Raw genomic sequence first — 14,253 nt, 5'->3', positions numbered from 1 at the left:
TTACTTGAGGGGAATACGATACAGATACTCGGTATCGTGCTTGCCTTTGAAATGATCCTTTTCATCCAAGAAAGTCGTCACTTCGCCGGCGTTTCCATGTTGAGCATCGAGCTTTTTAAATAACGCCCAAGATGCATCGTTGGATTTAGTGATTGTGGTTTCGATTGCGTTTATGCCTTCGAGTCCTTCTCGCTTTAGTAAGCGTTCAAGCATTTGAGACGCCAAGCCGTTTCCTCTGAAACGAGGGGCAACCGCAACTTGCCAAATGAACAGCACGTTAGGCTCATCCGGCTTCTGATAGCCAGAAACAAACCCTGCAATCTCGCCTTTGTGCTCGACCAAAATACAAGTTTTGCTGAAATGACTAGATTGAAGAAAATTACAATATGAAGAGTTCATATCGAGCGGAGGACAATCTGCGATCAAACCATAAATATCGTCGCCATCAGACACGACAGGTTCACGAAAAATCCATTTTTTGCTTGGGTCTTCTCCAATCTCTGGATACATAACCCAAGGGGCTGAGGTAATCATGTGTAGATACATATCCTTCGTACACTAATTAAATTTCCTTTTTATTATGCACACTGATTGTGCATAGAAATCAAACAAAGCCGCTTAAAAACCCTACTTATTTGATCTATGTCGCACTAAGACCAAATGAACATGACTTTAAAAATAGTTTGAGCTCTAATGTATTTATAGGGTAAAAAATTAATTGAAGCCAAATGAGCAAAACATCGTCAATTTCGCACTGGGGAATTGTTTCGAGCAGGAAGAAAGTTACAGTAGATTGATGGCTAAAGATGAAGAATTCAGATAAGAAAACGGCACGCCGAAGCATGCCGTTTTTTTGTTGTTATGAAGGAAGCTTAAATTACGCTTTCGCTTTCTTCATTGATTTTGATGTTGGGCGAGGCTCATCCATCAAACCTTTCACTAGAGATACCGTTGCAACCAACAATACGATAGTGAATGGCAGACCGGTTGTTACCGCCATCGCTTGTGCAGCCGCTAGACCACCACCAAGCATTAGTGCGATTGCAACTAAGCCTTCGAACGTACACCAGAACACACGTTGAGGTGTTGGTGCATCTACTTTACCGCCCGCTGCAATCGTATCGATGACAAGAGAGCCAGAGTCCGCTGACGTGATAAAGAACACCACAACCAGAATAATACCTACGATAGACGTGATTTGAGAAAGAGGCATCACATCTAGCATCGCGAACAGTTTAAGTGGAAGCTCTGCGTCAAAAACCGCTTGGTAACCATCGTTTACGTATTGGCTGATCGCCGTACCACCGAATGCCGTCATCCATAATACACACACGGTTGATGGGATCAGGATTACACACACGATGAACTCACGAACTGAACGCCCACGAGATACACGCGCGATAAACATACCTACGAATGGTGACCATGAAATCCACCAAGCCCAATAGAACGCAGTCCAGCCTTGAGAGTAGTTCACGTCTTCACGGCCGAATGGCATTGAAAGCGCTGGAACGTTCGCTAGGTAAGACATGATGTTCTCGAAGAAACCAGTCATGATTGCGAGTGTTGGACCTACAACGATCACGAACAAAAGCAATAACGCCGCTAAACCCATGTTGATTTCAGACAGGCGTTTTACGCCGCTATCCAAACCAGCCACTACCGAGATCAAAGCAAGTGCTGTGATGATCACGATAATCACAACTTGCGTCATATCTGTCATTGGTACACCGAACAGGAAGTTTAGACCTGTTGCTGCTTGTGATGCACCGTAACCCAGAGACGTCGCAAGGCCGAATACCGTCGCGACTACCGCTAAGATATCAATGATGTGACCAGTCCAACCCCAAACGCGCTCGCCAAAAAGAGGATAGAAAATAGAACGCATCGTTAGAGGTAAGCCCTTGTTGAACGAGAAGATCGCCAAACCAAGTGCCAACAGTGCGTAGATTGACCAAGGGTGAAGTGCCCAGTGGTAAATCGTTGCTGCCATACCAAGTGCAGACGCCGCTGATGTGTCACCTTCTGCTGCACCTAGTGGAGCCCAGTCAGTACGAACACCATTCTCAACGTTCACACCGCCAAGAGCAGCACTGAAGTGAGACATAGGCTCAGATACGCCGAAGAATACTAGACCGATACCCATACCAGCTGCGAACAGCATCGCTAGCCAACCTGCGTAAGTGTAATCCGGAGTTGCTTCTGTACCACCGATACGAACGCGACCAAGTGGCGTTACGATCAGGATCAAACACACTACGACAAACACGTTGCCCGCAGATAGGAAGAACCAATCAAGGTTAGAAACAAGCCAACCACGTAGACCCGCGAAGAACGGCTCAACTTGTTGTCTGAATGTCAGTGTTAACACTACGAACAGGATGATCGACATACCTGAAATAGCGAACACACGGTTGTGAATATCAAGTCCAAAAGGACCTACTTTTAGCGCGACGTTATCCTGACCGATCTGGTAATCAGTATCGATCGGGTTCACTTTACCGTCGGGGCGTTGGATACCGCCATTGTTGTCGGTGCTCACGATTTATCTCCTTAAAATACGTGACCAAATTAAAATCTGTGTAGGACTTTGAGTGATGGCTTTCTTGCGTCACTTGCTGCAAAGCTTATTTGCGATCGTTACGTCGCTTTTAGAAGGGTTGCTCTACTTTGTAATTTTAGCGTTAATCGTCCTGATATCGCATTGCATTTTGTTATCAGGACGACTAATTAAATTTATCGCCAATTCATAGACGATATAGATGAGTTATTGCCATATCACGGACAGTGGCATGTCACCATCAAAGTGATATTGCAACTGGGCTTGAAGCAACTCAGCGGTAGCAAGAGCGTCGGTCAGCGCATGGTGTGGCTGATAAGCTGGCAAATGGTAGCGCTCACGCGCGTGGCCGAGTCGCACAGAACCCGGCTTTTTACCTTTGAGCTTGTTTAACCAACCTTCACACTCACGACGTTGAATCGCGTATTCAATGTCCAACGTATCAACGACTGGAAATTGAATCCCCTCACCCACGCTGTTTAACAACGCATTATTGAAGAATTGACGCTCAATATTTTTGTAGTGCACCACCACAATCTTTCCGGCTAACTCATCAAGAATGGCTTCCAGAATTTGTTCAAGTTGCGGCGCATTCTTCACTTCAGAGTCGGTAATACCGTGGATCACCACCGATTCTTCATTCAGTTCTCGATTTGGATTCACCACCCAATGACGAGAACCGCTGCACTGCACTCGCCCTAGCGTAAATGGCACCAAACCTATGGTGAGAATGGCGTCTTCCTCGGCGTTTAAACCTGTGGTCTCAAAATCGACGGAGACAAACGGTACCTCTTTTAATGGCGTATCACCATTCACAATAGGCGTAGAGTAATAACGTTTTAATCGAGTATCGTTCGCCTGCTCGGCAAGTTGCTCGAAGAAGATAGGCCAATCAGGTGTCTGGCTGGTATCAAGCAAATCAGTGATATCTTGCTTTTGTTTTGAAAACCACATCATTTGCCACTTCTCTGGTAACGGAACTTTATGTAGTTCTGCGCGTTGCTTAGGATTTGGAAAGCGGCTTTTAAGTTGCGACGCTCAAACTCCGACATTTCTTCTGGCTCGATATTGTTATCCGGCTCTTCTCCATTTTCGATATCCAGTGCTTGGTGTCGGATTCGCACCATGTAGATCAACTCCATCGCATCTTTTAAGTCCATGCCACGGCCTTTCGGTAAGATGCCTGCGTTGTTGATGTCATCTAGGCGTTCAAACGAGTTTTGCGAACGGGAACCAATCGCCAAGGCGTGCACACGAATCAGATCCGCCATTGGCGCGGTGCCTCGGCGTTTCAAGTTGATGGAATTGCGATGACGACCATCTTTCTCCATTACAAAGTCTTTGAAGAAACCAAGCGGCGGCGTACGACGAATCGCGTTGTAAGCCATACAAGCCAAGAATCGATTGTTCTTCTTAGCACGACGCACAATGAAGCCGCTCAATTGCTCTGCCCATTTCACACGTCCATGTACGCCAAGTAAGTCGAAGAAAATGCTGCTGTTCAGAAGTCGCTCTGGCGTAGGATCATCAATCCAGTTCGCAAAGCACTCTTCCCATTCTGAACGCGTTTTGCGCCATTCTGGGTTGGTCGCCATGATGTCGCCAGTACAGTAGGTATAACCGCATTCGGCTAATCCATCACAGATGAATTTTGCGAGCTGAGCAAAGTACTCGCCATGCAGTGCTGGGTCGTAGCTGTTATCCAGAATCAGCGCGTTGTCTTGGTCTGTGACGATTAGCTGTTCATCACGCGCCATAGAGCCCATCGCCAATAAGCAATAAGGGATTGGCGCAGGACCTAATTCTTGCTCTGCTAACTCTGCCAGTCTCTGTTTGAAGCTGCTGCCGATCACCGACATTGCTCGCCCGACCATGTGGGCATTCGCGTCTTCACTTACCATTCGCACAAAGCAGTCTTTCACTTGTTTAGATACCGCTTTGAGATCTTCTACCGAGTTTTGTTGGAAGATAGAGCTCACAAGCAACAAACTGTTTTGCGATTCATAACGAACGATATCCGTCATGCTGATCACACCAATTGGCTTTTTGTCTTTTAAGATTGGCAGATGATGAACGTTGTAACGCAGCATTGTCAGCATGGCTTCAAACACGTAAGCGCTGTAATCGAGCGAGACAACGTCGTAGCTCATCACTTCACTCACAGGAATGTCGCTGTCTCGTCCTTCAGCTAAGACGCGTACGCACAGATCTTTCTCGGTCAAGATACCAAGCAATTGGTCATCGTCGTCTTCAGTAATGTCTTCTTGTGCGCGGACAATCAAAAGCGCAGTAACGCCCTCTTCCGCCATCAAAATTGCAGCCTCACGCACCGTCGCACTGGCTTCTAACGTTACTGGCTCGCGGCTTAAGATCTTGCGTGCTTTCGCAGTAGTAAAGTCATTCCCATCTGAGTGGTTTGATACCGCAGTGCGCAGCCTCGCGCTGTCTTCCAACTCCATGAAATCGGCGAAGTTCTCAAACTCGTCACATAGCTCAGTGAAGATCTTCTCTGGAATGCAGTAAACCAAGGTGTCTTCTATCGCTTTAGCTGGCATACGGACACGGTTGTTCATCAACAACCCCATTTGTCCGAACAAGCCACCAGCATCGATACGGTTGTACAACTCGCCTTTGCGGCGGAAGATTTCCACGACACCACTGCGGATCATGTACAAATCACGAATGTCATCGCCTTTCTTGAGAATGTCCGTCCCTGCGCGGTAATACGCGACTTCAGCATTCATTGCGATGTTTCTTAGGTGCTCTTCCGGTAAGTCATCAAAAGGTGGGTATTGGCTAATGAAATTGAGTACTTCTAATTGCTCGGCTTCCATTCTTTATTCCATGCATTGCCTAAACTAAGGCGATAAATATCACCAAGAAAATAATCACACAATAAATAAATCGAGAGGCCAGATAAAAAGATTTGTAACCATCGAAAAGCGGAATAATGACTGATTATTATTGAAACGAGCGTGTCGAAAATTGCTTGTTTTCATCTAAAAACAACCAGTAAATAACGCAATATATTCACAAAGCAAATAATACATTCAACAGCCAAAGCAATCGTTTTCTTGTGATCTAAATTACACATTGAACCTCATAACAAAAGTCCGTATATTGCGCGTGCCTACGCGGCACACCCTACAATGCACAACGCCATCCTGCTTTCACTGGTGCATTGATATTGGTGTTTAATTACATCCATGCAAAACAAACCTTCCTCTTTTTCTCGCTTTTTTAAAGAATCGGGCGCTTTGTTACACCTATCGATCCCTATCATTCTGATGCAGCTTGCCACTCAGTCGATGGGCTTTATCGATACCACAATGGCAGGCCAAGTGAGTGCTGCCGACCTAGCTGCGATCGCACTTGGCACCAGTTTATGGCTACCCGTTTCGCTATTGCTTCGTGGCATCATCATGGCATTAACGCCTGTCGTGGCTTACCACCGCGGCGCGCAAAGTTTGGATAAGGTGCGTATCGCGTTTATTCAAATGCTTTGGTTGTCTGCATTCGTTAGCGCAATTTTGATTGTTTACTTGCTGCTTGGTGAAAGCATTCTGGTTGGCTTAGGCGTTGCGCCTGAGATCATTCCTATCGCCAGTGATTACGTTGTTGCATTGGCATTTGGTGTACCGGGCATTGCGCTTTTCTACACCTTGAATGGCTTCTGCGAAGGGATGAACAACACTCGCGCACCCATGCTGATTTCGGTGATTGGTTTGTTGGTAAACATCCCTGTTAACTACATTCTTATTTACGGTAAATTCGGCATGCCTGCATTGGGTGCGGTTGGTTGTGGCTGGGCTACGAGCTTGGTTTACTGGCTGATGTCTGCCCTACTGTTTAGCTACATCAAACGCCATCATCACTACAAAAACATTCTGCACTTTGCTGAGCTAAAGCCGATATGGCAAGAGATCAAACAGCTGTTCAAACTCGGTATGCCGATTGGTTTGAACATTGCGGTTTGTGGCAGCATCTTTGCGGTGATTGCGCTATTGATTGGTCGTATTGGTGCAGAGAACGTTGCCGCAGCACAGATTGCACTGAACATCTCTAGCATGACGTACATGATCCCAATGAGCCTTTCCTTTGGTATCACGATTCGCGTTGGTCATGCCTTGGGTGAACAAAAGCTTGAAACAGCTTCACACCGTAGCTTGGTTGGCATTATTACCGCAGCGCTACTGTCGCTGATTTCAGTGGGCTTTTTCCTACTATTCCCAGAATGGATCATTCGTTTGTACACCACAGATCCGGTAGTTTCCGCAACGGCGGCTACTCTGTTGATGTTTACTGCAATGTACCAGTTCAGCGACGCGCTACAGACGTCTGCAAACGGTGCTCTGCGTGGCTATAAAGATACTAAGATTCCGATGATTCTGGCGATTCTTGCCTACTGGGGCTTGGCGCTTCCACTGGGTATGTTGCTGGGTATCACAGATGAAATCGTTCCTGCAATGGGCGAAGAAGGCTTCTGGATTGGTATCGTAACTGGCTTAACCACCGCAGCAATTGCAATGCTGATTCGCTTGACGCAGGTGATTAAGAAGTATAATCAAACCGCAGAAGTGAATACGGCTTCGCAGCCTGAGTTAGCGATTCAATAACGACGAGAGCGTTGATCGTTTCAATAAGAAAGGCTCACTATCGCAGTGAGCCTTTTTGTTTTCCAGCTTGCTAGCCTTGTTTACTTACCGTTGAGCCATCACCAGCATCGTTGATTCTGTAGCCAAGTTCGGCAACTTTCTGACGGATTTCGTCAGCTTGTTGGTATTCCTTCTGCTTTTTCATTTGCAAACGCAACTCTACCAATTCCAAGATCTCGTGCGGAATTTCCTCTTCTTCTACTTTATCAAGCTCCAAACCAAACACACGGTCAAAGTAGCGTGCCGTTGCCTTTTTATCTGCATCGTTTAATGCACTTCCAAGTAACTCCCACATTAGTGCGATCGCTTGTGGCATGGCTAAATCATTGTTGATGAGTGACATAAAACGCTCAACATACGTTTGGTCGACTTTGCCACCTTCTGGTAGTGCCGACACTTTCGCTTTCAGGCGCTTTAGAGCCGTTTGTGCGGCATCCAAGCTCTCCCACGTAAAGCTCAAATGACTGCGATAATGGCTGGTCAGCACCAAGTAACGGTAAGCCAGCGGGTCATAGCCTTTCTCGATTAACGCATCAAGACGAAGTGACGTACCGGACTTGGAGATCTTCTCTTTGTTCAATTGAAGGAAGAAACCATGCAGCCAGTAATTCGCTTGTACGTGTCCATTCTTCGCTTGGCATTGAGCAATTTCGTTGGTGTGGTGAACTGGGATATGGTCTTCCCCACCAACATGAATATCGAACACCTCCCCAAGGTACTTCTCTGCCATCGCTGAACATTCGATGTGCCACCCCGGAAAACCCACTCCCCAAGGGCTTTCCCATTCCATTTGTCTTGGTGTGTCGCCGCTAAACTTCCAGAGTGCGAAGTCGGTTGGGCTCTTTTTCTCTGCCATTTCGACGCGAATGCCCGCTTCTAACCCCTCGCGATCTAATTTGGCAAGTTTTCCGTAATCTGGAAGTTTGGCCGAATCAAAATAAATCCCATCGGAGGTTTGATAGGTAAAGCCCTTTTGTTCAAGCTCTTGGACGAATTCAATCTGCTCTTGTATGTGTTCAGTCGCGCGACAAATGATGGAAGGCTTGGTGATGTTTAGGCTAGTAAGATCATCTAAAAACGCGTCTTCAAAATACTTTGCGATCTCCCAAGCAGACTTATTTTGTTTTCTCGCGCCCTTCTCCATTTTATCTTCACCGGTATCGGCATCAGACACCAAGTGACCAACATCCGTGATGTTCATAACGTGGTTTACGTCGTAGCCATTGAGCTCCAACGTGCGCCTTAACACATCCACAAAAAGGTAGGTTCTCAAATTCCCTGCATGCGCGTAGTCGTACACCGTAGGGCCACAAGCGTACAACCCAACTTTACCGGATTCGATGGTGTTGAACGGCTCAAGGGTGCGCCCCAGTGTATTGAATAGTTGTAATTTTGGCTGACTCATATTGTTATTCCTTTAAATGCAAAAAGGCCGCAGATGAAAACATCGGCGGCCTTTAATATGTCTGTATGATCTTTTGCTAACTAATAGCTACACGAAAGCCGCCGCACGTCTTGGGAGGTGCAACAACAACAGTTGGTTGAGATAGAAATAGCTAAATAGTTCATACCCAACACCCTAAATAAGAAATCTATAGAAATCAACCCTACGATTTTGACGCGTTTCGTGGCGACAAACCGAACTGCGCATGCCGTATGGCATTACTCCCCCTTACAAAGCCGTACTAATCATTACAATTAAATTTATAAATAAGCCTTATATTTCACGTTTGTTTCACGTTTTCTTTGATAAAAGACACGCCATAAAAATCAGTTACATCAGTAAATTAGGGAATATTTATGAAGAAGCCCGCATTTGGGCCTTTGCAGCCTATTGCTGTATTTGCGCTATTTTCGCTTGCTTTTCTTTCCGTTTCGCGGATTTTATTCGCCATTTGGCTCTCTGACCGAATCGAATCTTTTAACGACCTTATCTATATTTTGGGTCAGGGCCTACGCGTAGACTTTGCCACTATCTGCTGGCTGTTCATTCTTCCGGGCTTACTTTCTGCTCTATTGCCTGTTCAAGGTAAGGTCGGCGAATGCTGGAAATGGGTTCTACGTTGTTGGATGGTCGCAGGTTTGTGGATCTTGGTTTACATGGAACTGGCCACGGCTCCGTTTATCCAAGAATACGACCTACGCCCAAACCGCTTGTTTGTTGAGTACCTGATTTATCCAAAAGAAGTGTTCAGCATGCTTTGGACTGGTTACAAGCTAGAGCTCTTTATTGGTGCTGTAGGCACAGCGATTACCCTTTTCCTCGGTTGGAAATGGAGCAAAAAGCTTACCGATAACGCCCAACAAGTAAGCTGGAAATGGCGTCCTGTTCTTGCCATTTTAGTGGTTCTGATTGGTGTTGCAGGTGCACGCTCTTCTCTGGGCCATCGCCCTTTAAACCCTGCAATGGTCGCGTTTTCTAACGACCCACTGATGAATGATTTGGCACTAAACTCCTCTTACTCTCTGTTGTTTGCTGTAAACAATATGAAATCAGAAAAGAGCGCGGAAGAGTTCTACGGGAAAATGGATAACCAGAAGATGCTAGATCTCGTTCGTGCTTCTTCTGCTAAGTCGAATTTTGATCCGTCAGTTCTGCCAACCATGAACAGCAACGAAGCGAGCTATCAAGGCAAGCCAAAGAACTTGGTTATCTTGCTGCAAGAGAGTTTAGGTGCGCAGTTCGTGGGTTCATTAGGCGGACTACCACTCACTCCAAACGTCGACAAGTTAATGGCGGAAGGCTGGAGCTTTACTCAACTGTACGCAACCGGTACTCGCTCTGTTCGCGGTATTGAAGCGGTGACAACGGGTTTCCCACCATCGCCATCGCGTGCGGTTGTAAAGCTAAGTAAGAGTCAAACCAACTTCTTTACGATTGCGGATCTTCTGAAAGCCAATGGCTACCACACAGAATTCATTTATGGTGGTGAAGCAAATTTCGATAACATGAAGACCTTCTTCTTTGGTAACGGTTTTGACCAAATCATCGAAGAGAAAGACTACGAAAACCCATCGTTTGTTGGCTCTTGGGGTGTGAGTGATGAAGACCTTTACACCAAGGCAGATCAAGAGTTCGAACGTCTATCAAAAACCGGTAAGCCTTTCTTTAGCTTGGTATTCAGTTCGAGCAACCACAGCCCTTACGAATACCCACAAGGTAAGATTGAGCCCTACGACTCTGAATACATGACGCGTAATAATGCGGTGAAATATTCTGATTACGCGATTGGTACTTTCTTTGATAAAGCGAAGAAATCATCTTACTGGGACGACACGGTCTTCATCATCATTGCTGACCACGATGCCCGTGTATCCGGAGCTAACTTAGTGCCAGTGAAGCACTTCCACATCCCAGCATTGATTCTTGGTAAAGACATTAAGCCACGTAAAGACGACCGTATTGCCAATAACCTAGATATGCCACCAACGCTACTTTCTTTGATTGGTGTGGATGCGAAAACGCCGATGATTGGCCGTGATCTTACTAAGCCTCTCGCACGCAAAGACGAACGTGCCATGATGCAATACGACAAGAACTTTGGTTACTTAACCCGAGATAACCTCGTTGTGTTCTCGCCGGGCGAAAAGGTATCGACCATGCAGTACAACTTCAATAACCAAACCATGAAGCCTATTGAAGTGGATCCAGCAATCGTTGAGCGCGCTAAGGCCAACGCTTTGTTTGCCTCTAAGGCGTACCAAAACGACTGGTACAACTCAAAAGCAATACAATAAAAACAACAAAGGAGCGCTCAATGCGCTCCTTTTTCTTGTTCATTTTATTGTGTTTAGAGCTTGTCCCAGTAACAAGGTGTGCCGAATTTCTCCGACAAGAAATCAATGACTACCCTCACCTTCGCCGCCAAGTTATCGGTGTCTAAATACAGCGCACTGATGATCTGCTCTTCTGAAGAGGTCGAGACTTGATGTTCGATCATGATGGCTTTCAATTTGCCTGATTTGATCTCTTCACCAATTAACCAACTCGGAAATACAACAATCCCCGAGCCCCCAACCGCTGCCGATACTAACGTTTCAGCATTGTTGCTGTAGAGTGACCCACTCACATCAAACGCTTCCAGCTTCTCTTTATCTTTACCGATAAACCAACGTTGTAAACCTTTAGTGCCTTTGAACACCAAACAGTTGTGTTGCGCTAACTCTTGTGGAGATTGAGGCTCACCATGCACTTTGAGATAGCTTGGGCTGGCCGCCATCAAATAATGTTGATTCCCAAAGCGTTTCATTCTCATGGAAGAATCTTGAGGAACGCCAATACGAATCAGCAAGTCAATCGAATCTGCTGCTGGGTCAACAAAATGATCCGTCTGCTGCATCTCAATTTGGATCAGCGGGTAACGCTCAAGCAGTTCAGAGAGATATGGCGCAATGTGCTGTCGTCCAAATGCGACCGGCGCACTTATTTTTACCGTTCCGCGAGGCGTGTCTGCTCTTTGCTCAATGCGCTCAACAACCAACTCGTACTGCTGAATCACTTCCGCACAGTACTTGGCAAACGCATTGCCTTCATCCGTTAATGAGATAGAGCGAGTGTGACGATGCAGTAGTTTGGTGCCTACCTTCTCTTCTAGATGCGCCATTTTTCGCGATACCGAAGAAGGCGTCATGTCCTGCCTGCGAGCAACCTCAGAAAAGTTACCAAACTGAGTGGTCATCAAAAACAGCTTTATCTCAAGCAAAGAAACGTCGTAATTCACAGAGTATCTCCATATCAATCGATCTAAGCGTAACGGTCAAAACGAGAAAAAGGCAAGCAATCAAATTACTTACCTTCTTGAATGGCCAAGCTAACGCGTTAACGCAGCATGCGAAGCCATGTTTCTAACCAGTACGTTTTTACCGTTCACGAATTCAAATCACGAATATTAGTCGTCGCCACAAAGTGTGCGTCTTGAGTGAACTGCTGAAACTGCTCAACCACCGCCTGCATCACGTCGGTTTGGATGTCTTCTGCAAACAAGGATTCTGACTCGATATTGATCACTTCAAAATATTGCCAAGGTGATGCTTGGTTCTGACCAAACAAGGTTTCGCCTTTAAACACTTCAAACGAAGACACACTGTTGAGTTGATTTACGGTTGGAAGATCAACAGTCTTTGCCCAATTCAAATACTCGGCTTCCGATGTGGTCGGCTTAAGATTAAAAAATACGATAAGAGTTTTGCTCGCCACTCTATTGCTCCTGCTTTTTGTTCGATAAATAGATACAAACCAATGCACCTGCGATGCTCAACATTGCCGCGACGCGCCAGTAATTTAGTTCGATGGGCGTATTTCCTAGCCACCCTTGCGTATCAATCGCTAAGCTCATGATCATTTGCCCTAAAATGGTGGCGACGGTTGCGGTCGCCACTCCGATTCTCGGCACTGACGCGACCATGACCACCATGTAGACAATGCCAAATAACGCCCCTGTTAACTGCCATTTCGGCACGGATAACAAAGTTGTACTTTGTGCTGGTTCGAAAAAGAAAATCAGCAATGCGGTGACAATCGTACCGACACCAAAGGTTAAAAATGAACTTTGAATCACGCCCACTTTTGCGCCTAATTTGCCGTTGATAGCCGCTTGAGCACTCAATGCCATGCCTGAAATAATCGCCAGTAAGATGACCAAAACCATCATTGCGCTCCCATGTACACGCAGCACAGCGCGAGTAAAATAAAGCCAAGGCCAAGCATTCTCAGTGGATTGGTCGGTTTTCTCTCCATTCCAAACCAGCCAAAGTAATCGATCGCAAAGCTCTTAATGATTTGACCAAACAACACACAAATCATGGTCATTGCCACACCCAATAGTGGTGTCGACAACGTGAGCACCACCACATAGATAGGCCCAAGAAAGCCACCAATAAGCTGCCACTTCGGAATTGTGTGCCATTCAACCTGATGGTGAGCAGGAACGAACAGGCGAATCAGCCAAAGCAGAGCAGCACCAACAGCGAAGATGCTCAACGTTGCCCATAGGTGCCCTACTTGCTCACCCAGTGGACCAAGAAGACCTGCCTCAAACGACAGGCCCATTCCTGACACCACGACCAAGAAAACAAACAGAATATTCATCGTGGATCAAACAAAGCCACAGAGCTGTTACGTTGGTACGCCTTCCCATTCGGGTAAGACACCAGTTCAAGCTGCATGCCCCAAGGCGACATAAAGTAAACCCAGCTTTCACCTGCTGTTGGGCCATCTGTCATCACTGAAGGCTCTCCTAGCACTTTGATACCTTGCTCTTTCAGATAAGCCACTGCTGCATCCATATCATCAACATAAAATGCAAGGTGGTGGCCACCAATATCGGCATTGTTTGGCGCTTCATAACGACGCTCGATGTTGTCTGCGTATTCGAAGATCTCCAGATTGATGCCTTTCGCACTCATTACGGCAATCTTGGTAATTTGTGCGCGAGCATCTACATTTAAATGCTGCGTCATCCAGTCATCATCCGACGCAAATGGACCAAACTCGTAAGCCAGTTCAAAATCAAAATGCTCATGGAAGAACGCAATCGCTTGATTCAAATTCGGTACAGTAAAACCAATGTGGTCTGGTTTTTTTAATCCTGGAATTGCCATTAGATGTCTCCTCGGTCGTGACGTACTTTGTTCAGAGCACCCATGGTGGTTGCACCTTTGTTGAAGCCTGTGTATGCCGAAGCAAAGACGATAAGCTCTTCAATTTCTTCGTAAGTTGCGCCTTGCTTCAACGCCATATCAACGTGCGCACCAAATGGATTACCATCACCCGTTACATTCAATGCCATTTGGTCGATGGCAATCGTGATAAGTGCTTTGGTTTTTTGGTCGATAAGTGGCATGCCCCATACTTCACCAGCAACACGAACCGTTAAGTCACCCCACGTTTCGTTGATGGATTTCAAACCTGAGATCAATGCTTGGTCATCAAGTACTGCATTTTTGAATTGGTCGCTCATATTGCTTTCCTCATATCATTCGATTCGCCTTAGCGATTGAGGAGCATTATAGGGAGCGCTCGAAATGGAAAAACCACAC

Annotated in this window: 13 protein-coding genes; 2 read left to right on the top strand and 11 right to left on the bottom strand. The window is 46.2% G+C overall.

Annotated elements, in window-relative coordinates; all coding sequences use genetic code 11:
- The 4 genes from ectA to A9237_RS16070 all read right to left on the bottom strand — a co-directional run bounded on the left by ectA (position 1) and on the right by A9237_RS16070 (position 5,394).
- Entirely contained in the window at positions 1 to 534 is a 534-nt protein-coding gene (gene ectA, locus A9237_RS16085) for a diaminobutyrate acetyltransferase (protein ID WP_020197620.1), read from the bottom strand.
- Positions 535 to 877: 343 nt separating this feature from the next.
- Positions 878 to 2,542, bottom strand: coding sequence for a BCCT family transporter (locus tag A9237_RS16080; protein ID WP_009704320.1), 1,665 nt, complete (start codon positions 2,540 to 2,542; stop codon positions 878 to 880).
- 225 nt (positions 2,543 to 2,767) lie between these two features.
- Positions 2,768 to 3,517, bottom strand: a complete 750-nt coding sequence (locus tag A9237_RS16075; RefSeq protein ID WP_078608635.1) for a 3'-5' exonuclease — start codon at positions 3,515 to 3,517, stop codon at positions 2,768 to 2,770.
- Positions 3,514 to 5,394 carry a DUF294 nucleotidyltransferase-like domain-containing protein gene (locus A9237_RS16070; protein ID WP_039984168.1) on the bottom strand — a complete coding sequence of 627 codons (1,881 nt, stop codon included), beginning with the start codon at positions 5,392 to 5,394 and terminating at the stop codon, positions 3,514 to 3,516. The genes A9237_RS16075 and A9237_RS16070 overlap by 4 nt, the downstream gene beginning before the upstream one ends.
- 372 nt (positions 5,395 to 5,766) lie before the next feature.
- Between A9237_RS16070 and A9237_RS16065 the strand changes: the two genes are divergently transcribed.
- Positions 5,767 to 7,176 carry an MATE family efflux transporter gene (locus tag A9237_RS16065; protein ID WP_078608634.1) on the top strand — a complete coding sequence of 470 codons (1,410 nt, stop codon included), beginning with the start codon at positions 5,767 to 5,769 and terminating at the stop codon, positions 7,174 to 7,176.
- Positions 7,177 to 7,246: 70 nt separating this feature from the next.
- On the opposite strand, the gene cysS is transcribed toward A9237_RS16065, so the two are convergent.
- Positions 7,247 to 8,620 (bottom strand): cysteine--tRNA ligase, encoded by a 1,374-nt coding sequence (cysS, locus tag A9237_RS16060; protein WP_078608633.1) that lies wholly within the window; start codon positions 8,618 to 8,620, stop codon positions 7,247 to 7,249.
- Between the two features lie 395 nt (positions 8,621 to 9,015).
- On the opposite strand from cysS, the gene A9237_RS16055 reads away from it, so the two are divergent.
- Positions 9,016 to 10,953: an LTA synthase family protein gene (locus A9237_RS16055; protein ID WP_078608632.1), complete on the top strand. Its 1,938-nt coding sequence runs from the start codon at positions 9,016 to 9,018 to the stop codon at positions 10,951 to 10,953.
- Between the two features lie 53 nt (positions 10,954 to 11,006).
- Here the strand turns inward: A9237_RS16055 and A9237_RS16050 are convergent, their stop codons facing one another.
- From A9237_RS16050 to A9237_RS16025, 6 genes are all read right to left on the bottom strand, one after another.
- On the bottom strand, positions 11,007 to 11,936 hold the full coding sequence (locus tag A9237_RS16050; protein ID WP_078608631.1) for a LysR family transcriptional regulator: 930 nt from the start codon (positions 11,934 to 11,936) through the stop codon (positions 11,007 to 11,009).
- 146 nt (positions 11,937 to 12,082) lie between these two features.
- On the bottom strand, positions 12,083 to 12,412 hold the full coding sequence (locus A9237_RS16045; RefSeq protein WP_078608630.1) for a hypothetical protein: 330 nt from the start codon (positions 12,410 to 12,412) through the stop codon (positions 12,083 to 12,085).
- A gap of 1 nt (position 12,413) precedes the next feature.
- The gene (locus tag A9237_RS16040) at positions 12,414 to 12,866 is read right to left on the bottom strand and encodes a DMT family transporter (protein ID WP_237358411.1); all 453 of its coding nucleotides are present in this window, start codon (positions 12,864 to 12,866) and stop codon (positions 12,414 to 12,416) included.
- A complete protein-coding gene (locus A9237_RS16035; RefSeq protein ID WP_078608628.1) occupies positions 12,863 to 13,303 on the bottom strand; it encodes a DMT family transporter in 441 nt (146 codons plus the stop codon). Before A9237_RS16035 ends, A9237_RS16040 begins: the two co-directional genes overlap by 4 nt.
- Entirely contained in the window at positions 13,300 to 13,815 is a 516-nt protein-coding gene (locus A9237_RS16030) for a VOC family protein (RefSeq protein WP_038894045.1), read from the bottom strand. Before A9237_RS16030 ends, A9237_RS16035 begins: the two co-directional genes overlap by 4 nt.
- The gene (locus A9237_RS16025; protein WP_045411238.1) at positions 13,815 to 14,174 is read right to left on the bottom strand and encodes a carboxymuconolactone decarboxylase family protein; all 360 of its coding nucleotides are present in this window, start codon (positions 14,172 to 14,174) and stop codon (positions 13,815 to 13,817) included. Before A9237_RS16025 ends, A9237_RS16030 begins: the two co-directional genes overlap by 1 nt.
- Between the last annotated feature and the right edge of the window lie 79 nt (positions 14,175 to 14,253).

The sequence above is a fragment of the Vibrio owensii genome (assembly GCF_002021755.1).
Classification (GTDB): domain Bacteria; phylum Pseudomonadota; class Gammaproteobacteria; order Enterobacterales; family Vibrionaceae; genus Vibrio; species Vibrio owensii.
Note: the sequence above shows the minus strand (reverse complement) of the source record. Positions and strands in the feature narration are given on the sequence as shown.

Coding starts and splice junctions, on each gene's coding strand:
- ectA (WP_020197620.1), bottom strand. CDS start 534: ATGATTACCTCAGCCCCTTGGGTTATGTATCCAGAGATTGGAGAAGAC.
- A9237_RS16075 (WP_078608635.1), bottom strand. CDS start 3,517: ATGATGTGGTTTTCAAAACAAAAGCAAGATATCACTGATTTGCTTGAT.
- A9237_RS16070 (WP_039984168.1), bottom strand. CDS start 5,394: ATGGAAGCCGAGCAATTAGAAGTACTCAATTTCATTAGCCAATACCCA.
- A9237_RS16065 (WP_078608634.1), top strand. CDS start 5,767: ATGCAAAACAAACCTTCCTCTTTTTCTCGCTTTTTTAAAGAATCGGGC.
- cysS (WP_078608633.1), bottom strand. CDS start 8,620: ATGAGTCAGCCAAAATTACAACTATTCAATACACTGGGGCGCACCCTT.
- A9237_RS16055 (WP_078608632.1), top strand. CDS start 9,016: ATGAAGAAGCCCGCATTTGGGCCTTTGCAGCCTATTGCTGTATTTGCG.
- A9237_RS16040 (WP_237358411.1), bottom strand. CDS start 12,866: ATGATGGTTTTGGTCATCTTACTGGCGATTATTTCAGGCATGGCATTG.
- A9237_RS16035 (WP_078608628.1), bottom strand. CDS start 13,303: ATGAATATTCTGTTTGTTTTCTTGGTCGTGGTGTCAGGAATGGGCCTG.
- A9237_RS16030 (WP_038894045.1), bottom strand. CDS start 13,815: ATGGCAATTCCAGGATTAAAAAAACCAGACCACATTGGTTTTACTGTA.
- A9237_RS16025 (WP_045411238.1), bottom strand. CDS start 14,174: ATGAGCGACCAATTCAAAAATGCAGTACTTGATGACCAAGCATTGATC.